The 20,058-nt window shown below is 64.0% G+C and carries 22 protein-coding genes; 12 read left to right on the top strand and 10 right to left on the bottom strand.

What is annotated here, in order from left to right; translation table 11 throughout:
- The first annotated feature begins 67 nt into the window (after positions 1-67).
- Positions 68-475, top strand: coding sequence for a YciI family protein (locus KUF59_RS42615; RefSeq protein WP_212458018.1), 408 nt, complete (start codon positions 68-70; stop codon positions 473-475).
- 31 nt (positions 476-506) lie between these two features.
- Positions 507-1,814 carry an RNA polymerase sigma factor gene (locus tag KUF59_RS42610; RefSeq protein ID WP_258768038.1) on the top strand — a complete coding sequence of 436 codons (1,308 nt, stop codon included), beginning with the start codon at positions 507-509 and terminating at the stop codon, positions 1,812-1,814.
- Positions 1,815-1,862: 48 nt separating this feature from the next.
- Here the strand turns inward: KUF59_RS42610 and KUF59_RS42605 are convergent, their stop codons facing one another.
- Complete coding sequence (locus tag KUF59_RS42605) at positions 1,863-2,258, bottom strand: tautomerase family protein (protein WP_212458016.1); 396 nt, start codon at positions 2,256-2,258, stop codon at positions 1,863-1,865.
- 109 nt (positions 2,259-2,367) lie between these two features.
- Between KUF59_RS42605 and KUF59_RS42600 the strand changes: the two genes are divergently transcribed.
- From KUF59_RS42600 to KUF59_RS42580, 5 genes are all read left to right on the top strand, one after another.
- On the top strand, positions 2,368-3,219 hold the full coding sequence (locus KUF59_RS42600; protein ID WP_212458015.1) for a LysR family transcriptional regulator: 852 nt from the start codon (positions 2,368-2,370) through the stop codon (positions 3,217-3,219).
- Between the two features lie 99 nt (positions 3,220-3,318).
- On the top strand, positions 3,319-3,693 hold the full coding sequence (locus tag KUF59_RS42595) for a hypothetical protein (protein WP_212458014.1): 375 nt from the start codon (positions 3,319-3,321) through the stop codon (positions 3,691-3,693).
- Between the two features lie 87 nt (positions 3,694-3,780).
- Entirely contained in the window at positions 3,781-4,089 is a 309-nt protein-coding gene (locus KUF59_RS42590) for a hypothetical protein (RefSeq protein ID WP_212458013.1), read from the top strand.
- Positions 4,090-4,217: 128 nt separating this feature from the next.
- Complete coding sequence (locus KUF59_RS42585) at positions 4,218-4,529, top strand: hypothetical protein (RefSeq protein ID WP_212458012.1); 312 nt, start codon at positions 4,218-4,220, stop codon at positions 4,527-4,529.
- A 90-nt stretch (positions 4,530-4,619) separates the two neighbouring features.
- On the top strand, positions 4,620-5,495 hold the full coding sequence (locus tag KUF59_RS42580; protein ID WP_258768037.1) for a DUF1444 domain-containing protein: 876 nt from the start codon (positions 4,620-4,622) through the stop codon (positions 5,493-5,495).
- 76 nt (positions 5,496-5,571) lie between these two features.
- On the opposite strand, the gene KUF59_RS42575 is transcribed toward KUF59_RS42580, so the two are convergent.
- Positions 5,572-5,997 (bottom strand): Tautomerase enzyme, encoded by a 426-nt coding sequence (locus KUF59_RS42575; RefSeq protein WP_212458011.1) that lies wholly within the window; start codon positions 5,995-5,997, stop codon positions 5,572-5,574.
- Positions 5,998-6,148: 151 nt separating this feature from the next.
- Here KUF59_RS42575 and KUF59_RS42570 point away from each other — a divergent pair, with 151 nt between their 5' ends.
- Positions 6,149-6,730: a TetR/AcrR family transcriptional regulator gene (locus KUF59_RS42570; RefSeq protein WP_212458010.1), complete on the top strand. Its 582-nt coding sequence runs from the start codon at positions 6,149-6,151 to the stop codon at positions 6,728-6,730.
- A 24-nt stretch (positions 6,731-6,754) separates the two neighbouring features.
- Positions 6,755-7,177: a VOC family protein gene (locus KUF59_RS42565; protein ID WP_212458009.1), complete on the top strand. Its 423-nt coding sequence runs from the start codon at positions 6,755-6,757 to the stop codon at positions 7,175-7,177.
- Here KUF59_RS42565 and KUF59_RS42560 read toward each other — a convergent pair.
- On the bottom strand, positions 7,146-7,937 hold the full coding sequence (locus tag KUF59_RS42560) for a bestrophin-like domain (protein WP_212458008.1): 792 nt from the start codon (positions 7,935-7,937) through the stop codon (positions 7,146-7,148). The two genes, KUF59_RS42565 and KUF59_RS42560, sit on opposite strands and share 32 nt — an antisense overlap.
- A 153-nt stretch (positions 7,938-8,090) precedes the next feature.
- On the opposite strand from KUF59_RS42560, the gene KUF59_RS42555 reads away from it, so the two are divergent.
- The gene (locus KUF59_RS42555) at positions 8,091-8,786 is read left to right on the top strand and encodes a tetratricopeptide repeat protein (protein ID WP_212458007.1); all 696 of its coding nucleotides are present in this window, start codon (positions 8,091-8,093) and stop codon (positions 8,784-8,786) included.
- 57 nt (positions 8,787-8,843) lie between these two features.
- Here KUF59_RS42555 and KUF59_RS42550 read toward each other — a convergent pair whose 3' ends face one another.
- From KUF59_RS42550 to radC, 3 genes are all read right to left on the bottom strand, one after another.
- Positions 8,844-11,921 (bottom strand): adenylate/guanylate cyclase domain-containing protein, encoded by a 3,078-nt coding sequence (locus KUF59_RS42550; protein WP_249140269.1) that lies wholly within the window; start codon positions 11,919-11,921, stop codon positions 8,844-8,846.
- Between the two features lie 63 nt (positions 11,922-11,984).
- Positions 11,985-13,160 carry an ABC transporter substrate-binding protein gene (locus KUF59_RS42545; protein WP_212458006.1) on the bottom strand — a complete coding sequence of 392 codons (1,176 nt, stop codon included), beginning with the start codon at positions 13,158-13,160 and terminating at the stop codon, positions 11,985-11,987.
- 296 nt (positions 13,161-13,456) lie between these two features.
- Complete coding sequence (gene radC, locus KUF59_RS42540; protein ID WP_212458175.1) at positions 13,457-14,173, bottom strand: RadC family protein; 717 nt, start codon at positions 14,171-14,173, stop codon at positions 13,457-13,459.
- Positions 14,174-14,403: 230 nt separating this feature from the next.
- Here radC and KUF59_RS42535 point away from each other — a divergent pair, with 230 nt between their 5' ends.
- Positions 14,404-15,027, top strand: a complete 624-nt coding sequence (locus KUF59_RS42535; RefSeq protein ID WP_212458005.1) for a hypothetical protein — start codon at positions 14,404-14,406, stop codon at positions 15,025-15,027.
- A gap of 18 nt (positions 15,028-15,045) precedes the next feature.
- On the opposite strand, the gene KUF59_RS42530 is transcribed toward KUF59_RS42535, so the two are convergent.
- Together KUF59_RS42530 and KUF59_RS42525 are read right to left on the bottom strand one after the other, a co-directional pair.
- Positions 15,046-15,867, bottom strand: a complete 822-nt coding sequence (locus KUF59_RS42530; RefSeq protein WP_212458004.1) for an intradiol ring-cleavage dioxygenase — start codon at positions 15,865-15,867, stop codon at positions 15,046-15,048.
- A 79-nt stretch (positions 15,868-15,946) separates the two neighbouring features.
- Positions 15,947-16,891, bottom strand: a complete 945-nt coding sequence (locus KUF59_RS42525) for a DMT family transporter (protein ID WP_212458003.1) — start codon at positions 16,889-16,891, stop codon at positions 15,947-15,949.
- Between the two features lie 129 nt (positions 16,892-17,020).
- On the opposite strand from KUF59_RS42525, the gene KUF59_RS42520 reads away from it, so the two are divergent.
- Positions 17,021-17,617, top strand: coding sequence for a bifunctional transcriptional activator/DNA repair enzyme AdaA (locus KUF59_RS42520; RefSeq protein WP_212458002.1), 597 nt, complete (start codon positions 17,021-17,023; stop codon positions 17,615-17,617).
- 26 nt (positions 17,618-17,643) lie between these two features.
- On the opposite strand, the gene map is transcribed toward KUF59_RS42520, so the two are convergent.
- Positions 17,644-18,462, bottom strand: a complete 819-nt coding sequence (gene map / locus KUF59_RS42515) for a type I methionyl aminopeptidase (RefSeq protein ID WP_212458001.1) — start codon at positions 18,460-18,462, stop codon at positions 17,644-17,646.
- Between the two features lie 107 nt (positions 18,463-18,569).
- On the bottom strand, positions 18,570-19,886 hold the full coding sequence (locus tag KUF59_RS42510) for a mechanosensitive ion channel family protein (protein WP_212458000.1): 1,317 nt from the start codon (positions 19,884-19,886) through the stop codon (positions 18,570-18,572).
- Positions 19,887-20,058: the final 172 nt, after the last annotated feature.

The raw sequence follows: 20,058 nt of genomic DNA, 5'->3' as shown, positions 1-20,058 counted from the left end.
GTCAACTCCTTAAGCGAGCGGATTTGGCGGCCGATTTGGCCGCTTCTCGCCTCAAGAGGAGTTTCGCATGCGCTTCATGTACATCGTCACCTCGCCAAAGCCTTCCGCAGGGCCGTCCCCGGCCTTGATGGAGGCAATGCTGAAGATTTCCGAGCGGGAGATCAAGGCTGGCCGGATGATCGACAATGGCGGCTTGATGCCGCTTGCGACCGGCGCCCGGGTGAGCATCACCGACGGCCAGCTCAGCGTCATCGATGGCCCCTTCGTCGAGGCCAAGGAGGTGATCGGCGGCTACGCCATCTTCGAGCTGCGCGACAAGGAGGAGGCCCTGGCCATGGCCAAGGAATTCATGCAGCTGCACCTCGACCACATGCCGGGCTGGGAAGGCACCTGCGAATTGCGCGCGTTCGCGACACCGGGCGTGGACGGGGCCTGCGAGGTCGATGCGCGATCAAAGATAGCTGCACACGCCTGATGGTTACCAATGCTCGCCACGGTCGGCGGCGATGACCGCCGCCGACACCGATCGCGTCATCCGCGCCACGATCCACGCGACCTGGCGCATCGTGCAGCCGCGGCTGATCGCGACGCTGTCGCGGATGCTGCGTGACGTGCCGCTGGCGGAGGAGCTGACCCAGGACGCGCTGGTTGCGGCGCTCGAGGCCTGGCCGATCAGCGGCGTGCCCGACAACCCCGGCGCCTGGCTCGTGACCACGGCCAAGCGCCGCGCGCTGGATCATCTGCGTCGCGGCAAGATGCTCGCACACAAGCACGACATGCTGGCGCGGGACATGTTGCAGGAGCAGGACGCCGTGCCGGATTACGATGCCGCGCTCGACGACGACATCGGAGATGAGCTGCTGCGGCTCATCTTCACGGCCTGTCATCCGATCCTGTCGCGCGAGGCGCGCGCTGCGTTGGCGTTGCGCATGATCTGCGGCCTGACCACCCCTGAGATTGCACGTGCCTGTCTCGTGCCGGAAGCAACCATCGCCCAGCGCGTCCTGCGCGCCAAGCGGACGCTGTCCGAGTCCGGTCTCGCCTATGAGACGCCGAGCGGCGAGGCGCTGTCCGAGCGTCTCGCCTCGGTGCTGGAAGTTGTCTATCTCATCTTCAACGAAGGCTACCTGGCCGCACGCGGCGAGGAATGGCTACGGCCTCAACTCTGCGAGGAGGCGCTGCGCATGGGCCGCGTACTCGTCGGCCTGGCGCCGCAGGAACCGGAGGTTCATGGCCTCATCTCCCTGATGGAGCTGAACGCCTCGCGAATGAGTTCACGAACCGATGCGAACGGAGATCCCATTCTGCTGATGGACCAGGATCGTTCGCTCTGGGACCAGTTGCAGATCCGTCGCGGCCTGCGCTCGCTTGACCGTGCCTGTGAACTCGGCGGCTCAGGCGGGTTTTACGCGCTACAGGCCGCCATCGTCGCCTGTCACGCCACCGCTGATAACGCCGCCGCCACCGATTGGCGGCGCATCGCCGCGCTCTACACCGAGCTGGCGCGGCTGGTGCGCTCGCCGGTCATCGAGCTCAACCGTGCGGTTGCCGTCGGCATGGCCGAAGGCCCGCAAGCAGGGCTCGACGTCGTGAACGCCATCGCTGACGAGCGGGCGCTGAGGGCCTATCACCATCTGCCTGCGGTTCGCGGCGATTTGTTGGAGAAGCTCGGCCACTACGCGGAGGCGCATCTCGCGTTCGAAGCCGCCGCACAGCTCGCGACCAATGAGCGGGAACGCGCGCTGATGAAGCGCCGCGCGAGCGCCGTCGCGTTGCCCGGCACCGCCGTTGCGGTGCCTGGCAACACAAGCTGATTCTCGCCAAGCCGATTCTCGCGATGGCGGTGCATACTTCAGCGCCTCTCAGGCCGCCGCGTCCTTGGCGTATTGGGCCAGGCCGTAGCCGAGCGACCAGTTCTCGGGCAGCGTCTCGACCAGGCTGATCAGGACGTCCTCCGCGCGCAGGCCGGGATTGGCGGTGAGCTTTTCGACGATCCGGCGATAGAGCGCCTTCTTCTGCGCCACGTTGCGCGTGTTGCTGACGGTCAACTGAATGACGACGAGGTCGTCGCTCCGCGCCACGCCGAGATAGTTCGGGCTGCAGTGGAAGTCGGCCGTCTCGTGCTCCGTGACCAGCATGAAGAAGTCGTCGGCGGGCACGTCAAAGGTTTCGCGCATCGCCTCGTAGAGGCCATCGAGAATGGCCTGCCGGTAGGCGGCGGGCTTTCCGCGGCGCAGGGAAACACGGGTGAGCGGCATGGGGCGGTCTCCTGATCGAGCATTGACGGTCAGGAGGATAGGGCTGTCTTGACCATTCGAAAATCGTATGGAAACATATTTCAATGATTTGAGTTTGTCATGAATGGCCATGAAGGCGCTCGATGTCGAATCCGTCCAGGCTTTCGTCCTGGTCGCCGATCTCGCCAGCTTCACCCGCGCCGCCGAGGCGATGGAGTCGACGCAGTCGGCGGTGAGCCTGAAGATCAAGCGGCTCGAGGACGGGCTCGGCCGGCGCCTGTTCGAGCGGACGCCGCGGCGGGTTCGCCTCACCGCCGCAGGCCAGCTCTTCCTCGACCGCGCGCGCATGCTGATCGCAGCCCATGGCAACGCGCTCGATGCGTTTGCGAGCGAACGGCGGCGGCTCGTGGTCGGAATCAGCGACCACGCCGTCGGCGCCGAGCTGCCGCTGCTGCTTCAGCGTGTGAAGCGCGCCGAACCCAGTCTCCTGCTCGAGATGCATGTCGGCAGCTCGCGCGACCTGCTCGAATCCTTTGACGCTGGCGCGCTCGACGCAGTCGTCGTGATCGGACATGACGGCGGACGTCGCGGCGGCGAGGTGTTGCTCTCCGAAGCGTTCGGCTGGATGGCCGCGCGCGATTTCGCGCATCGTCCCGGCGATCCGCTGCCGCTCGCCGCGCATTCGCAATCCTGCGCCATGCGCGGCATGGGCATCGCGGCGCTCGACGCGGCCAAAATTCCGTGGACCGAAGTTTTTGTCGGTGGTGGGGTTGGCACCATCGCCGCTGCGGTGTCCGCCGGGCTTGCGATTGCCGTGCTCGGTCGCCGCGTCGCGCCGCCAGGCTCGGTCGATGTCGGCCCCGAGCTCGGCCTGCCGGCGCTGCCATCGCGCGATCTCGTGCTCTATGCGAGCCTTGCCGATCCTGCGGCGCGGCAGTCGCTGAGGACGATCGCGGCGGCCATTCGCTCGACGGCGGCGTGAGACCGCGCGCAGGGAACAGGGAACCCGGGAGCCCGTATCGCCGTTGGCAGTCAGGCTGCTGCACGCGCAGCGGTCGCACAATGTCACCTGGAGCGCTGCATGGCCAAGCGCGTGCTTGCGATCGGCATTGAGCCTGGAAGTGCGGATTACAGCACCTTTCCGCAGCTCACGCCCGAGCTCGTTCGCTCCTACATCGAGGCGCAGCTCCTGCGCCTGCGCGATCTCGGCTATGAGGTGACGAGCTGCCTGATCGACCTCGACGAAACTGCGGAAGTCGTAGTCACGGCGGTGCTGCGCGACGAGCGCTTCGATTGCATCCTGATCGGCGCCGGATTGCGCGAGCCGAAGACGCGCCTGCTGCTGTTCGAGAAGGTGCTCAACCTCATCCACCGCCTGGCCCCGGACGCCGCCATCTGCTTCAACACGACGCCGGCTGACACGGCCGAGGCCGTGCAGCGCTGGCTCAAGCCGTAGGCGCCGATCGCACGGCCTTGTCAACTCAGCAGCAGTTGGCCCATCATGCACGCAGTAGTTGACTGCCGGCATCGCCATGGAGGCCTGATGTTTAGAACCGCCTTGCTTCTCGTCTGTGCTCTGACACTGTCCGCCTGCGATGTCGTGAGCACGATCAGGGAAGGCTTTGCGGAGGCCAAGGCGGTGGAGAGCGATCTCGAGCAGTCGACCGGCACCAAGCCGCAGGTCGGATTCAACTGGCACAATGGCCGGCTGACCTCGGTGACGGTGCAATTTCCCCGGGTCTACGACGCCAAGCCGCTGGCCGAGCTTTCCGCAATCGTGCGCGACGCCGTGACCAGGGAATTCAAGCAGGCGCCTGATGCCATGCTGCTGTCGTTCAGGCTCGGGAAGTAAAATGCGGGGGACGACAGCGGGAGGGGCCGGCGCGCCATGAGCCGGTCGTCCCTGCGAGCCGAGCAAATATGCTGGCCTGGAATCGCGGCGGAGGCTATGACTGGCCGCTTCACAATGGAGGATGGCAGATGCTTCGAGGTCTTGGAATTGCGGCGTGTCTGACGGTTGCGATGGCGATGGCGATGCCGGTGCATGAAGCCACGGCACAGGACGCCATTGGCGGCGCGATCATCGGCGGCGTCGGCGGCGCAATCCTCGGCGGTGCCATGGGCGGCGGCCGCGGCGCTGCGATCGGCGCCGTCGTCGGCGCGGGCACGGGTGCGGCGATTGCCTCTGAAGGCGAGCGCCGCCGCTCCGGCTATTACGCCTATCAGCGTGGTTGCTATATGCAGCGTCCCGACGGCTACTACGTCCAGGTCGATCCGCGCTATTGCTACTGAGCGATCGGCGAGTGTTCGCCGGTGTCACAGCAATGACGTCGGCGCTGGATGAGCGCTCATGACCGGCGATGGACGCCCGTCACGCCAGCTGTGTGGCCGCAGGGTTTTCCTCACATGAACAGGATGTGGCGGTGGCTGGCTGTTGCGTGTGCCGCCATTCACCTGTTTGCTGCCGCGCCCGCAAGTGCACAAATGCCCACGGACGAACCTGGCTTTACGGCCTTCGTCGCCGAACAGCTGCGCAAGGAGATGCGCGACGTTCAGGTCGTCATCAAGGCGCCTCTGACGCTGTCGATCGGGTCCGCTCAAGCCAATCTCGATCGCATCTATGCGTTCTGCAAAGCCAATGCGAACGGCTGCGCTACGGAGCTTCGCATTTTTATTCGGGGTGTCGTCGAGGCGACGCGCAATCAGGGCGATCGGCCGACCAAAGAGGCCCTTCGCGTCGTCGTTCGATCAGCCGAATACATCCGGCAAAGCCAGGAACAGCTTGGGCTGAAAGCCGTGGTTCCGTCGAGGCCTCTTGTCGAAGGGCTGGTCTTGGTGCCGGTGCTCGATTCGCCGCGCACGGTGCGACTGCTCAACGATAGGGATCGCGACGCGTTGGGCCTCACCCTGACCCAGTCGTTCGACATCGGGATTGCCAATGTCCGCCGCGGTGTGAGGCCTCTGACAGAGGTTGCGAAGGCGATCCCGCACGGTCAGTTCGGCAGCCTGACCGGCGACTATTATCAAACCAGCCGGCTGGCGCTGGTCGATTCCTGGGCGCCGCTGGCAAAGGCCCAGGGCGGCGTGTTGCTTGTCGCGGTGCCGGCGGCCGACGTCCTGCTCTATTCCAGCGAGGACTCCAGTGCCGCGGTCGATGCCCTGCGCGCGTTGACCAGGAACGTCATGTCCCGCTCGCCTAAACCGCTCTCCGACCGGTTGCTGCGCTGGACCCCCAAGGGCTGGCAATCGGTGCCGTGAGCAGCCTTGTCAGGCTGAGCGCAAATCGGCGCCGGCGCCGCGCGGACGACGCCGGCATTTCCATGTTGGCCGATCTCTACGCGACGCTCGCCAGGCTCACCGCTTCGCCGAGCTCGGCATTGGTGTAGGCTTTGCCGCCGATGCCCCAGAGGCCGTCCACCGCATAGACCATGTTGACGAAGATGCGCTCACGCGGATGTTTGCCGCCGGCCGCCTTGAATACGATCTCGGTGGCATCAGCGATGAAGCCCGCCTTCTGCGCCGGCGTTGCCAGCGCGAAGGACGGCACCTTCAGCTCCACCACGACGATGTCGTTTGCTGCGCCGCCGGCGAACGACCGGCCCTTCGGGATGGTGTTGATCTCGCCAATCACATTCGGCGTGATGAACGGATTTCCCGTGAGGTCATGATGCCTGAGAAACGAGTCCGTCAATTCAGCAAACACCTGTTGCTGTGCGGCCGCGCTGAGAATGCCATCGGTGGCAAGGACGTTGATCGGCATGACTGATGCTCCCTTGATGTCAGCACGCGAACGCTTGCGCGATCGCTTGCGATAAGATTGCGATCGTTATATAACGATCGTGATGGCAATCGCACGTGGGGCGCATGCTGTCAAGCATAAAATCACGATCGTTATGTAAAGGGACCCGATCATGCGCTACAAGGCTGGGCACAAGGAAGAGGCCCGTGCGCGAATGCTTGCTGCTGCCGGCCGCGGCTTCCGCCGCCAGGGCTATGGCGGCATCGGCGTCGATGGCCTCGCCAAGGAGGCCGAGGTGACATCCGGCGCGTTCTACGGGCACTTTTCGTCCAAGGGCGAGGCCTTCAAGGCGGCGCTCGTCGCCGGCCTCGAGGAGCTGCGCGTTGCGGTGGAGAATTTGCGCGATGAGCACGGCGCCAAATGGGTCGAGGTGTTCGTCGACTTCTATCTCGGACAAAAGCGGGTCTGCGAGCTCGGTTCGAGCTGCGCACTTCAGAGCCTGACTTCCGAGGTGCAGCGTGCCGATGCAGAGATCAAGACGGTGTTCGAGGCCGCGATTGAGGGCGTCGTGAACGCGGTCGCCGACGGACTCTTGGGCCGCTCGCGCAAAGAGAAACGCGCCCGCGCCTGGGCGCTGCTCTCGATTCTGTCCGGCGGCGTCACCATGGCGCGCGCGGTTGCCGACAAGGAGGTCAGCGCGGCGATTGCGTCGGCCTGCCGCGTGGCGGCGCTGAACGCCTGTGCTGAGGCCTGATCAACACAAACGGGAGCGCGGTACATGCAACTGTCGAACTATCTCTTCTTCACCACCCAATGCGAGCCGGCGCTCGCCTTCTACACCGCCTGCGGCCTCGGCCAAGTGACGCACATGATGCGTCATGGCGAGGGGGGAATGCCGCTCAAAAACCCCGCGATGCGCGGCAAGATCATGCACGCCAAATTCGAAGGCCCCGGCATCTGCTTCTACGCATCCGACAATGACGATGCCGAGCCGATGCGCGGCTCCGCCCACATCCTCATGATGGACGACGCGCAAGCGACGACGGAGCTGTTCCAGAGGCTAGCCGAAGGCGGTACGATCACCACGCCGCTCGGCATCCAGCCCTGGGGCGATTACTACGGCAAGCTGACCGACCGTTTTGGCGTGCAATGGATGCTCGACTGCGCGATCAGCCCCGCTTCGGCGGCGCATCCGGCATGATCTGAAGCAGCGGCTCCGGGGTGATCGAGATCTCGCCCGTGAAGGGACGGTCATGTGCGGCGATCAGCAGTACTGAGGCGGCGACACCGGTTGCGAACAGGCCCATCGCAATCGACGCCGCGAGGCGATTGTCGCAATGGACGAGGCCGATCACCAGCAAGGCGCACGCGGCCTGCAGATATAGGCACCACCACTTCACCGGATTGACAGCGGCCATGCTGATGATGATCCGCTGCCGGCGCGCATCGAGCGCCTGTTCGAGGGCGGTGACGATCTCGCGTTGCGCGGTCTGCTGGCCCGCGCCCCGCGGCGTCATGGTGATGACGAGCTGCAAGGCGTCGGCGAGCGCGGGCGGCGCCGCCTTGAGCGATGCCGCATGCCGGGCCATCATCGGCCATTCCACGGTTGCGGCCTGTTCGACATAGGCGCGCACGTAGCCTTGCAGCCTGGCCTCCGTCTCTGCCGGCAGTCCGGCGCCGAGCAGCACGGCGCTGCGCAGAGCGCTGGCCTCGCGGCTTACGGCCGCGCTGGCGCGGTCGCTGTCGCCCCAGACCTGCGCGGCCGTGAACGCGACGAACAGGCCGAAGATGATGCCGAGCACCGGCAGCATGCCCGGCGAAATCGCCTTGAACGATGCCGCGCGCTTCTCCGTCGCAAGCCTCGCAACCACGGCGTAGATCGAAGCGGCCAGCAGATAAGTGAAGCCAAAAATCACCAGCGCCATCCACGGCACCGGCAGATTGTGCAGCCAATCGCTCATTGCGGGAGTATCCGGTTCGACATCACGAGATCAGTCGCGGTCGCAAGCGCGTATTCGCGAAAATGCCGCAGCCCCATTTCCCCTCCCGCAGCGAACCTATTTCCGTTCTGAATGACCAAGATACAACGGTTCAAACCCCATTGGGAATTTGACATGAAGCTTGTTGCCCTGGCTTTTTCGTGCCTCTTGCTCTTCTCAATGCCCGCCCATGCGAATGACGCGGACACCCTTAAGGCGATGGTGGCGTTGGCCAATAAAGGAGATGCCGAGGCGCAATACCATGTGGGCATGATGTACAATAATGGCATCGGCACGGAACAGGATCCCAGGCAGGCATTCGAGTGGTTTCAAAAATCGACTGCGGCCGGCGACCCGCTCGGAGCCTATAAGCTGGGTTGTTACTATGACGGGCAAGGCGCGGGCATTGTCGCATTGGATTCGGGTCAAGCCTTGAAATACAAGCTTGTGTCCGCCAAAGCCGGTTATGCGCTGGCCCAGCACGATGTCGCCAATCTGTATGACAAACAGGGAAATTCAGAAGAGGCGCTGAAATGGTGGAAGATGGCGGGCGATCAGGGATATCCCAACGCCCTCTTTAGTCTGTCCCGCGTGTATTCCGCTGGAAAAGGCGTGCCAAAAGATCGGTCCTTGTCGTATGCCTATTTCAAACTCTCGAAAATTGCTCCCAAGAAGAATGTGGACGAGTTTGGCTCAATGCTGTCCAAGCCGGAGCTCGAGAATGCAGAAAAACTGGTTTCCGAATGGAAGCCGCACCCGACGGCTTTGACACTCAAGGCCAAGAGCGGTTTCGCCGCAGCGGAAGAACACCTGAAAACCAGCAAGAACTAAGTGTTCTGATCGGGGGCGGCAAGTGGTGTCGGTTCGTGCTCTGCGCTAAGCGCGCCGTTATTCCACCTTTGGCGGGTCGTTCTGAGCGGACGCGACTTGCTTCGTCTCCTGTGGTCCCGGCGTGGAAGCTTGGTCGAGCGCAGACAATCGATTCAAGGCCTCGCGTAACACGATGGCCGCATGGTCTCGATCACTGGCAGACATCGCGTCGAGATTGAGGTCGAGTCTCAGGTTGGGGCGTTCCTCGTGCATGAACAGGCGCTCGGTGCCGAGGTTCTCATAGGCGTCGACGACCTGATAGGTCGCGACGGGGTAGGCGATGCCCTTGACAGAAATGTGCCCACGCTCCTCACAATGGATCTGGTCGCGAACATTCGCGTAGGTTTCAAAGGATATGAGGATCTCGCCTGGGGTGGCGGCAGCCTCAAGCCGAGAGGCGAGATTTACGCCGCCGCCGATGATGGTGTAGTCCATCCGATCCTCACTGCCGAAGTTTCCGACGGTGCAGTACCCCGTGTTGATTCCAATCCGGCATCGGAGGGGCTTTTCGATTCCAGACGTCCGCCATACGTCCTGCAGCTCGAGCATCCTCTTCCGCATGGCGATGGCCATCTCGACGCAGGCGAGGGCGTCCTCTTTGACGCCGCGTGTCTCCGGATCGCCGAAGAAGATGACGATGGCGTCGCCGACGTATTTGTCGATAGTCGCTCCATAGGAAAGGGCGATCTGCGACATCTCGGTCAGATAGTGGTTCAGCAGCCGGGTCAGGTCCTCGGACTCCAGCCGATCCGTCGTCTCGGTGAAGCCCGCGATGTCCGAAAAGAAGACGGTCAGCTCTTTCCGGCGACTCGCGATTTTGACTTCCTGTTTTCCGGTGAAGATAGACTCGTATACTTGGGGCGATAGGTATTTCGCGAGCTGGTTTGAGAGCTGCTCTAGCGCCCGAGATTTGTCTGCCAACTGAGTCTCGCGCTGTTTCAACTCTGTGACGTCCGAGTATACGGCCACCGTGCTACCGTCGTCGGTCTTGCGCTCGCTGACCAGGATCCAGCGGCCGTCGCCTCGGTGCTGGACCTGCGGGCCACTCGGTTCCTGGTGAAGCGCCATGCGTTCGCGAACCCACTCATCGACCCGGCCGTCGGCGTCCCTGATGTAGCCGCGCTCAGCGGCGCGTCGAATGATGCTTTCGAACGTCATGCCGGGCGATATCTCTACGGAGCCGTCGCCTGGGTAGAGGAGCGTTCGATACTTGTTGTTGCTAATGACAAGGCGATCCTCGCCATCGTAGAGCGAGAAGGCCTCGGAGATGCTCTCGATCGCGACTGACAACCGCCGGCGGCCTTCCCGAATCTCCCTTAGGTTCGATCGCTGCACCTCGATAGCCGTGTCCCGGAAGACGCCGAGCGCGTCTGCCATTCGGCCGATCTCGTCGCTGCGGTCGCGCTCCGGCACATCGATCGACGTGTCGCCCGCAGCAAGGCCGCTCATCGCCGCTGTAATGTTCTCAATAGGGCTCACGACTCGGGGCACCACATACAACACCGCGATCACGATTGCGCCCAACACGCTCAGAGCAGTGATGAGGAGAAGCAGGAGCCGGCCATCGCGGATGGCCTGGGCGGTGCGGACCGCTGCGGCATCGCTGCTGTTCTGGGCAGTCAGGACGAGTTCCGCCACCTCCTTGCCGAGACGCAGGACGAGCGCGTTGCTGGTCTGCAACGACGCCTGAGCAACCGCGATCTGGCGCAACTCCTCGCGTCGCAAGTTGAAGATATTTTCTGTGGAGGTGCCAAACGCGATCAGCTTTTCCGTGAGGCCCTTGAGCGTATCGCCGTAAGCCGCGGCCGGAAGCCGTGCGAGCAGCTTCTCTGCGCGGCTCGCGGCCGCGACGAAGCGTTCCTGGAGCGGCTTGAGTGAAGTGGGATCAGGGACGCCGGCGGCCGCATTCAGCAGGCCCGCTGCCAGGTTGCCCTCGGCGCGCAGCGTCAGTAGCACCTGCAAGGTGTTCGCCCCACCCTCGACCAAGCCGGTGATCGACTTCGTGCTCTTGGCCGTCACCTCCTCGCTGGTGGTGACGAGGTCGAAGCCGGCGTCGTCCACCATCGGCGTAAGCGTCTCGGACAGTTTGCGGTACGCCAACTCCACCGCCGCCGTCATGTCTTCGCGCTTGATCTGGAACGAGTGCCGCGTCTCGACGGGGGCTCGGAGTTCCTGCGACCGGACTTGGAAAACGTTGTCCACGCCGCGGCCGAGCGCAATCAATGACTTGCTCACCTCGTGCAGCCGCTTGTTCTCGTTCGACTGAGGTAGCGCCGCGAGACCCTTCTCGATCGCGGCCGCTGCAGCCGAGAACCGCTCGCGGATGGGCTGAATCAAGGCCGGATCGTCGACGTGCGCCGCTTCGCGCAACAGGCTCGCCGCCAGATTGCCATCGGCGCGCAGCGTCAGCAGCGCCTGCAAGGCATTCACCCCGCCCTCGATCAGGCCTATGATCGCCTCCTTGCTCTTGGCCGTCACCTCCTCGCTGGTGGTGACGAGGTTGAAGCCGGCGTCGTCCACCAAAGGCTCCAAGGCGTTCTGGAACTTGGTCTCGACGACGGCAAGATCCGCGACCGCGGCCTGCCTTTGCGCGCTCAGTCGCAGGCGCTGCGCGACAGCGCCGTCCAGCGCTTTTAGCTCGGTTGCGATCTTGCCTTCGATCTCGGTCAGATTGGCGAATCTTGCTTCGGCCGTGCCCGTGACCCTCAGACTCTCGGTCACGGCGGAGATTTCATTCAACCTACGAACGAGTTTCTCCTGTTCCTTGGATCGCTCCTCTTCGCTGCGGCTCGCAATGAGAGCGGGAGCCGTCGCCGTGATCTCCGCGCTCTTTTCGGCCAGCCGGAGCGAGGCCGCCATGCCGCCGATGCTCTCAGCGGTGATCCGCGTCACCGATCTGTCAATGTCGGTGAATGCATACCACGCGACCATGCTGGCGCCGACGGTCAACATGGCCATCCCGCCGAACGCCAGGAACAGTTTGGCCTTGATGCCTAGGGCCGCCTTGCCGTCATGCTTGCGACCCGCGCCGGCTGACTTCGAAGTGTCGGCTTCGACGGAGGTCGGTCCAAGATATTCTCGATTCGCTTGATCCATGACGGCATGCCATCGACTGAAGCGGGTCCGCGTTGCCCGGCGATGACGCGCCTGCCCGCCGCTTCAACGTTCCAGGCGGTCGACTGGCTTGAAGCTGCCATCCGCCCGGATCACGGTGAGGAAGACCTGGTCCATTCCCTGATTGTCGTCTGGGCCATAGGACAGCGTGATGCCGCCCAGATCGAACGTGCCGACTTCTTTGATGGTCGAAAGCAGCTCCGCCCGCGTAACTGGACCTTTCACCTTTCCCAAGGCTTCGATGACCAATCGGCCGACCATGTATCCCTCGAGCGAGACGAAGCCGATCTGGGCGTCAGGATTGGCTATCTTGAGCGCCTTTTGGTACCGGGCCACAAGCGGGATGCTGGTATCCCCGGGGAATGGTACGACCTGAGTCACCACCACTCCCTTGCCGTCCTCGCCGAGTTCCTTGGCGAGGGCGTTGGCTCCGACGAATGAGATGTTGACGAAGACGGCGTCCAGCTTGAGCCGATGCGCCAGCTTGATGAACTCCGCGCACGGTTTGTAGGGACCGACCATCACGACGGCCTCGGGGCCCGCCTTGCGAATTGCCAGCAGCGCCGTCTTCACCGCGATCGTGTTGCGTTCGAACGTGCCTTCGGCCACCAGCTTCATGCCACGCTTTTCCATCGCCTTCGAGACGCCCGAGAGCCCGGCGCGACCGAAGGTGTCGTCCTGGTACAGGATGGCGATCCGCGAAACGCCGAGGTCAGCGGTGAGATGCTCGATCCAGGCCTCAGTCTCCTGATCATAGGAGCCGCGAATGTTGATCACGTTGCGGAGCGACGGGTTGCGCAAGAAAGCGGCGCCCGTAAACGGTCCGATAAACGGCACCCCCGCTTCCGTGGTGATCGGCTGCGCCGCGTTCGAGGTCGGCGTGCCCACTTCGCCGACGAGCGCGAACACCCCGTTCTCATCGATCAGGCGCTTGGTGTTGGCAATTGCCTTTTCCGGTTCGTAGCCGTCGTCATAGGAGACAAGCTCAAGCCTCCGACCGTTAACTCCGCCGGTGGCATTGGCTTCGTTGAAGGATGCGAGAATACCTTCCCGCATGCCAAGACCCAACGCCGCCGCGGGCCCCTCAAAGGCCGCCGATTGTCCGAACAAGATCCGGTCGTCGTACACGCCTGGCTCGGCGCGAGCCGCGACGTCTATGAGCGAGATCGCGCCTAACCCCAGAATCGCAGCGGCTGCAATCCCTCTGGGCCAGCATGTCATGCCGCGCTCCTTTGGTGAGGGCGCGATCCGAACCGAGGCGGCTATCGGAAACTGCTCCCGGGCCGCCCGTTGGCACACCCAAGTTTTAGAATTTTAACACATGGCGCGGCCGGACAACAACCGAAACCGCGGGTCAAATCGAAGCACTGTCCATTGTCAAACGGCGCTCCCGCGGGCGCACGCTCACAAGCGACCACCTGACGGTCGTCGAGGTCGGTGGCGGATTCTCGTACAAGTTCTGATACGGTCGGTGCCACCACCGAACGCGGCCGCCCGGAAGCGGAGACATCGCTCGCTTAGATCAGCCGCATCCCGCGCAGGCTCGCGTGCCCGCTCTTGCCGACGATGATGTGGTCGTGCACGGCAATGCCGAGCGGCTTTGCGATGTCGATGATCGCCTTGGTCATCTGGATGTCGGCCTGTGACGGCGTCGGATCGCCGGAGGGGTGGTTGTGCACCAGGATCAGCGCGGTCGCGGACAATTCCAGCGCGCGCTTGATGACCTCGCGCGGATAGACCGGCGTATGGTCGACCGTGCCGGTCTGCTGCACCTCGTCGGCGATGAGCTGGTTGCGCTTGTCGAGGAACAGCAGGCGAAACTGCTCCTTGTCGGCGAACGCCATGCTGGAGCGGCAATAGTCGATCACCTCGGTCCAGGACGACAGCGCGTTGCGGCTCTTCACCTCGCCCTTGGCGACGCGGTGTGTGGCCGCCGCGATTAGCTTGAGCTGGTTGATCACGGCGTCGCCAATGCCGTCGATCTCGCGCAGCCGCGCGACGGGCGCATGAACGACTTCGGCAAACGAGCCAAAAATCTTGATCAGGGTTTTGGCGAGCGGTTTTGTGTCGCGCCGCGGCAGCGCGGGAAACAGCGCCATCTCCAAAAGCTCGTAGTCGCTGAGCGCGTCGGGACCTGCCGTGTAAAAGCGCTCGCGCAGCCGCTCGCGATGGCCGTGATAGTGCGGCTCAGACGGCTCGGGCTTGTCGGGCGGGGCGCTGGATCTGGCGGGCATCGCGGCCAGCATCGCCGCGGCGATTGCCTTTTGCAACCGCCAATTGCCGCTGGAATCGGCCGCGCGGCCGTCCTCACGCCGCGAGCGGCGAGGATGGGAGATCGGTGTCTGCGGATCGCGATAACGACATTTCACACGTGAAGCGGCTCACTATCATAAGTATACATTTTTGATATTATACACCCTTCGATAGCTGGTGAAGGAAATTGACCGCAAGGTGGGAGATGCCGATGACAAGGGCTTTGACACGAAGGGCTCTCGAACTCCTGGTCGCGTGCCTGGTCGCTTTCCCTGATGTCGCACTGGCGCAAACCAGATCACCGTCGACCGTTGCGCCGATGGCGTCCGCGGCTACGGCGTCCCCGGCCTGGGATCCGTCGTTGCCGGGCAAATGGACCTATCGCAGCTACGTCAATCGCGCCGACGTCATCGTGTGGGACGATCCCACCGATCCGGCGGTGCGAAATCTCGCCGCGCTGTTCGGGCAGGGATCGACGGCCCCCAATGCTGCGAAGGCGCTGAGCCTCGTCTTCGGCGAGGGCGTCATGACGTTCGACCCGCCGTCGGGAAACAATGTCACCGGCACACTCGACATGGGAGGCGGCCTCGTGCTCGATCTCAAGGGCACGATGCAGACACAGGCCTCGGGCGACATCTCCGTGGATCTCGTCGGCAACGGCCGCGACAACACGCCAACCGCGAACTGGGAATACGACTACAGAGCCACGACCGCGCCGAAATGGCAAAACGGCGTCAACCAGATTCCAACGCTGGTCGGCACCGTGATCAGGGCCAAGCCGCACGACGGCGGCGCCGCCGGCGTCACGGCCTCGTTCATCTCGATCAAGCGCTGAGGCGCTTAGCCGTGCTGATCAGCGACCGGACTTGAGCCCCGGCACCAGCGCGGCGAGCCTGTCCTTGATGACGCGGCCGAACCTCGGCGGCTGCTGGCCTGCAGGCGGTGGACCGGGCGGCGGCCCCGCACGCCCCACCGTGCCGTCGGCGCGGCGGTCGACACCGATCGTCAGGGTCGCGACGTAGCGGTCGCGCTCCTCCTTCACCGCGCAGAACGCGCGATGCTCGGGATCGGAACGCGCGATGACGCCGTCATTGGCGTTGAGGATCGCGCGCTGCCGGGCGCGGTCGCCGTAATCGGGCACGTTGGTGTAGATGAACTCGTTCAGCGCATCCGGAAAGTAGGTCTGTCCCGTCAGCACGCTCTTGTCGTCGAGAAAGACCTTGAAATGGATGTGCGCCGTGCGGCCGTCATACCAGCCGGGATAGATGGTGTTGAAACTGGCCCAGCCTGCATCGTCGGTAACTTGCGTGCCGCGCAAAAAAGTCTTGCCGGATGCATCGATCGTGTGCCGGTCGCCCTGGCCGGGAAAGGCCGAATAGAGTCCCTTGGCATCGCAATGCCAGATGTCGATCCGCGCGCCCTTGATCGCCGTGCAGGGCCCGGCCTCGATCACGCGCAGCCGCAGCGTCAGCGGCACGCCCGGCCTGCCTTCGGTGATGTCCTGGCGAACCAGTTTTGGGTCGACGTAGAACGGCCCTTCCTCGGCCTGCGGTGTCAGGATGCAGGCGGGTTCGTCATCGGCAGCCGCAGGCGCGGCCTGCGCGCGGGTGCCGAGCAGGCCGGCCGCGCTGGCGGATACAAATCCGAGAAAGCCACGGCGTGTTGACGTGCTCACTTCAATTCTCCCGTCTCCTTGACCACAAATCGTCATCGCCAGACGGAATGGCAAGATCAGGCTTTGAAGATGGCGACAATCAGCCCGGCTGTTTCCCGGTATTTCGCGCCGGCAGTGACACCGTGACCGCAATCACGCCGGCGAGAATGAGCGCCATTCCGGCAACGATTGACCAGGTAAAGCGCTCGCCGAGCAGTGCTATGCCGAGCGCCACCGCGAAGCCCGCGCGCAGATAGCTCCCGCTGGTCGTGCCGAGCGGGCCGATTGTGTGGATCAGCCGGAAATAGATTACCATCGCGAAGGCCGTGCAGACCACTGCGAGCGCGATCACCGCCGCGACCGCCTGCGCCGGCGGTGGTGCCAGCGCCCAGGGTCGTTCAAGGGCGGCGGCGATGGGAAGCATCAGGATCGCGGCGCAGCTCATGGCCCCGGCTGCGGTAACGATCGCGGGGAGGCTCGAGAACCGCTGGCCCCATAGTGGCGCGAGTGCGTAGCAGAGGCTCGCGCCGAGCACCGCCATCTGCGCCAACGGCGTCGCCGCGCCGATCCCGGACAGTGTATCGATGCCCATCGTCACGGTGACGCCCGCAAGGCCGAGACCGACGCCGATGATTTTCCGGCCGCTGATCGCCCATCGTCCGCGCCCGGTCATGAACGCGATTATGAGCACGAACATCGGCGGGGTCGCATTGAGCACGCCGGCAAGGCCACTTGCGATATGCATCTCGCCCCAACTGATCAGGGTGAAGGGCACTGCGCTTTGCAGCAGCCCTTGCACCAGGAAAGCAGCCCAAATCCGTCCCTGGCGCGGAAGGGCGTGTCCCTGTGCGCGTGCGGCCAGGATCAGGAGGATTGCTGCAATCGTCACGCGCGCGGCCACCATCGTGAATGGTGGAATCGTTGGGATCGCGACCTTGATCAGCGTGAACGCGCTGCCCCAAATCAGTGAGAGAAGCAGCAAGAGCCCGATCTCGAATGCGAGAGAGGTTTGCCCTGACGTTGGCTGTTGCGCCTGTGTGCTCATGATTTGCTCCGGGATCTGTCGGCACCATGATCCGGCGCGGCGATGCACGCTGGCTGAATTCGGACCTCATCGTCCGATCGAGTCGGATTTCAGCTACTCGGTGGGTCGCCTTGAAACTATGATTTCGTCATGGCGAAGGCTTTGACGTACCGGCAAGCGCTGCCACCGCATCTCGATCGGGAGACTTGCGATCGGGCACGGCTGGCGCGCGCCCGCGCATTCGATGGCATGTTTTTCTCCGGCGTTCGCTCGACGCGCATCTACTGTCGGCCGGTCTGTCCGGTTCGCCCGGCGCGCTCAGAGAACGTCACCTTCTATGCGACCGCTGCCGCCGCCGAGCGTGCGGGCTTTCGCCCTTGCCTGCGCTGCCGGCCGGAAACTGCCCCGGGCTCGCCGGCCTGGATGGGCACGGCCACCACCGTTGCGCGGGGGATGCGCCTAATCAATGACGGCTTTCTGGATCGGGCGTCGATGGCAGAGCTTGCAGAAGCCCTCGGCGTTGGGCCGCGCCATCTCCTGCGCCTGTTCATGCGCCATGCCGGCGCAAGCCCGAGCGAGATCGCGGCGACGCGGCGCGTGCAGGAAGCAAAGCGCTTGATCGATCAGACGGGAATGACGCTGGCGGAGATTGCCTTCGCCGCGGGGTTCGGGAGCGTTCGGCGATTCAACGACGCCTTTGCGGCGACCTACAAGCGACCACCATCGTCATTCCGCCGCCGGCGATAGGCGCTGCGACGGAAGCGGTAGCGAGATCACCCGATCTGTTTCTCGCCGTGTCGTTCCGACAACGTGAAGATTTCCACACCGGTCGCGGTGACACCGACCGAATGCTCGAACTGCGCCGACAGCGAGCGGTCGCGCGTCACGGCGGTCCACCCGTCGGACAGGATCTTCACATGCGGCTTGCCGAGATTGATCATCGGCTCGATGGTGAAGAACATGCCGGGCTTGAGCGGGACGCCTTCGCCGGGCCGGCCGATATGGATGATGTTCGGCTCGTCGTGGAACATGCGCCCCAGGCCATGGCCACAGAAATCGCGCACCACGCTCATGCCCTGCGGTTCGACAAAGCTCTGGATGGCGTGGCCGATGTCGCCGGTGGTGGCGCCGGGTTTGACCGCCGCAATGCCGCGCATCATCGCTTCATAGGTGACTTCGATCAGGCGCTCCGCCTTGCGGGCGATCGGGCCCACCGCATACATCCGGCTGGAATCGCCGTACCAGCCCTCGACGATGAAAGTGACGTCGATGTTGACGATGTCGCCTTCCTTCAGCGGCCGGTCGCCGGGCATGCCGTGGCAGACCACATGGTTGAGCGAGGTGCAGGTCGAATAGCGATAGCCGCGATACATCAGCGTCGCCGGATAGGCGCCGTGGCTGAAGGCGAACTCGCGCACGAACTCGTCGATGTCAGAGGTCGGCACGCCCGGCTTGACGATGTCGGTGAGCGCGTCGAGGCACTTTGCGACCAAGGCGCCCGCCTTGCGCATGCCGACAAAGGCGCCCGGCCCGTGCAGCTTGATCTGCCCGGTCTTGCGTAGGGAGGTATCGGTGGCTTCGACGTAGCTCATGAGGTCTCGGTCTTCTGGCGGCGCAAGCGCTTGATTTCCAGCCCTAATTTAATGATCGCGGGCCTTCATGCAAGCTGAGCGTGGCGGCCTTGCGGCAAAAAACCGCCTCAACTCGGGACTTCTACGGTAGTTTCGACCGGCAGTGCGCCGCCGCGGATGCGGATTTCGCGGACGGGGTAGGGAACCCGGATGCCCTCCTGCTTGAAGGCCTCCCACAGCGCCAGCATCACGTCGCTCTTGACGTTGTCCATGCCGTCGGGGTCCGCGAGCCAGAGGGTCAGCGAGAACTTCATGCCGGCCTCGGCGAACTCGGTCAAAATGCAGTTCGGCGGCTTGCCCTTCTGGGCGCGCGGATGTGCCGCGGCGGTGGCGGCGGCGAGCTTGCAGACCAGCCGCGGATCGGCGTCGTAATTGGTGCCGAAGGCGATCTTCACCAGCGTGTTCTTGTCGGTATAGGTCCAGTTGACGACCTTCTGCGTCACCAGATCCTCGTTCGGCACCAGGAATTCGCGGCCGTCGCCTGCGGCGACCGAGATGTAGCGCGTCTTCATCGCGCTGATCCGCCCGGTGTTGTCGCCGATGGTGACGAGATCGCCGGGCTTCACCGATTTGTCGGCGAGCAGGATGATGCCCGAGATGAAATTGGCGACGATCTTCTGCAGGCCGATACCGATACCGACGCCGACCGCGCCGGAGAACACCGCGAGCGCCGACAGGTCGATGCCGACGGCGCCGAGCGCGATCACGATCGCGACGAACAGCAGCCCGATGCGGATGATCTTGACCAGCAGCACCTGCACCGACGGCGTCAGGTCGGTCGTCGCGTTGATCCGGCTCTCGGCGAAATTGCTGGCGATGTTGGTGAGCCAGAGCGCGATCAGCAGCAGCAGGGCGGCCTTGATCACCAGGAGCGGTGTCAGCCGCAGGCCGCCGAGCACGATCGCGACCGAGTCGAGCGCCTCAAGCGTGCCGTCGAGCTGACCGATGATCGAGAGCGCGGCGACGAACCACGCGGTGATCGACACCAGCCTGACGATGAAGGCGTTGCGCAGCACCGACGTCACGAGCCGGATCACGAGCCAGGCGAGGCCGAGCTTTGCCGCGACCATCAACAGGTAGCTGCGGCTCGGCCAGGTCGAATGGGACATCACCACGCGCGAAACGATCACCAGCAGCGTGAAGACAGCGGTCTGCGCGCTGCCGACCATGACGCGGATGAAGTGCCGCAGCGGCGCCGGCCAGCCCATGCCGAGCGAGGTCAGGTCCACCCTGGACCGCACCGCAGCCTGCGTGGCCGAGGCGATCCCGGCTGCGGCCAGGATCAGACCAAACTGAAGATAGAACCAGGGCGAGGCGATCTCCGCCCCGACGCTCCGCGCGGTCGTCTGCAGAAACTCCATGACGTCATGCGTGGTCGTATCCATGGGAAGGTTCTCGTCGGGCGGGGCTTGGAGGACGCGGATCTGATTCGAGGGCCTGCGGCAGAATCCCACAAACGGCGCGGGCGGACCACCGTTACACCGGCTCGTGATGCGCGGTAAGGCCGTAAAACAAGCCACATTGCCGCGCGGGTCAGAAATGGGTTGGCGCGGAAGT

Origin of the sequence: Bradyrhizobium arachidis (assembly GCF_024758505.1) — a bacterium.
GTDB classification, from domain to species: Bacteria; Pseudomonadota; Alphaproteobacteria; order Rhizobiales; family Xanthobacteraceae; genus Bradyrhizobium; species Bradyrhizobium manausense_C.
The sequence above is the reverse complement of the archived record's forward strand: the minus strand, read 5'-3'. Positions and strand labels throughout refer to the sequence as shown.

What these genes read in the sequence shown, in the direction of transcription:
- KUF59_RS42555 (WP_212458007.1), top strand. Translation starts at nt 8,091, where the DNA reads ATGAAGCTTGTTGCCCTGGCTTTTTCGTGCCTCTTGCTCTTCTCAATG.
- KUF59_RS42550 (WP_249140269.1), bottom strand. Translation starts at nt 11,921, where the DNA reads ATGGATCAAGCGAATCGAGAATATCTTGGACCGACCTCCGTCGAAGCC.
- KUF59_RS42600 (WP_212458015.1), top strand. Translation starts at nt 2,368, where the DNA reads ATGAAGGCGCTCGATGTCGAATCCGTCCAGGCTTTCGTCCTGGTCGCC.
- KUF59_RS42565 (WP_212458009.1), top strand. Translation starts at nt 6,755, where the DNA reads ATGCAACTGTCGAACTATCTCTTCTTCACCACCCAATGCGAGCCGGCG.
- KUF59_RS42575 (WP_212458011.1), bottom strand. Translation starts at nt 5,997, where the DNA reads ATGCCGATCAACGTCCTTGCCACCGATGGCATTCTCAGCGCGGCCGCA.
- KUF59_RS42525 (WP_212458003.1), bottom strand. Translation starts at nt 16,891, where the DNA reads ATGAGCACACAGGCGCAACAGCCAACGTCAGGGCAAACCTCTCTCGCA.
- KUF59_RS42610 (WP_258768038.1), top strand. Translation starts at nt 507, where the DNA reads ATGACCGCCGCCGACACCGATCGCGTCATCCGCGCCACGATCCACGCG.
- KUF59_RS42535 (WP_212458005.1), top strand. Translation starts at nt 14,404, where the DNA reads ATGACAAGGGCTTTGACACGAAGGGCTCTCGAACTCCTGGTCGCGTGC.
- KUF59_RS42570 (WP_212458010.1), top strand. Translation starts at nt 6,149, where the DNA reads ATGCGCTACAAGGCTGGGCACAAGGAAGAGGCCCGTGCGCGAATGCTT.
- KUF59_RS42510 (WP_212458000.1), bottom strand. Translation starts at nt 19,886, where the DNA reads ATGGATACGACCACGCATGACGTCATGGAGTTTCTGCAGACGACCGCG.
- KUF59_RS42615 (WP_212458018.1), top strand. Translation starts at nt 68, where the DNA reads ATGCGCTTCATGTACATCGTCACCTCGCCAAAGCCTTCCGCAGGGCCG.
- map (WP_212458001.1), bottom strand. Translation starts at nt 18,462, where the DNA reads ATGAGCTACGTCGAAGCCACCGATACCTCCCTACGCAAGACCGGGCAG.
- KUF59_RS42585 (WP_212458012.1), top strand. Translation starts at nt 4,218, where the DNA reads ATGCTTCGAGGTCTTGGAATTGCGGCGTGTCTGACGGTTGCGATGGCG.
- KUF59_RS42545 (WP_212458006.1), bottom strand. Translation starts at nt 13,160, where the DNA reads ATGACATGCTGGCCCAGAGGGATTGCAGCCGCTGCGATTCTGGGGTTA.
- KUF59_RS42590 (WP_212458013.1), top strand. Translation starts at nt 3,781, where the DNA reads ATGTTTAGAACCGCCTTGCTTCTCGTCTGTGCTCTGACACTGTCCGCC.
- KUF59_RS42520 (WP_212458002.1), top strand. Translation starts at nt 17,021, where the DNA reads ATGGCGAAGGCTTTGACGTACCGGCAAGCGCTGCCACCGCATCTCGAT.
- KUF59_RS42560 (WP_212458008.1), bottom strand. Translation starts at nt 7,937, where the DNA reads ATGAGCGATTGGCTGCACAATCTGCCGGTGCCGTGGATGGCGCTGGTG.
- KUF59_RS42595 (WP_212458014.1), top strand. Translation starts at nt 3,319, where the DNA reads ATGGCCAAGCGCGTGCTTGCGATCGGCATTGAGCCTGGAAGTGCGGAT.
- KUF59_RS42605 (WP_212458016.1), bottom strand. Translation starts at nt 2,258, where the DNA reads ATGCCGCTCACCCGTGTTTCCCTGCGCCGCGGAAAGCCCGCCGCCTAC.
- radC (WP_212458175.1), bottom strand. Translation starts at nt 14,173, where the DNA reads ATGCCCGCCAGATCCAGCGCCCCGCCCGACAAGCCCGAGCCGTCTGAG.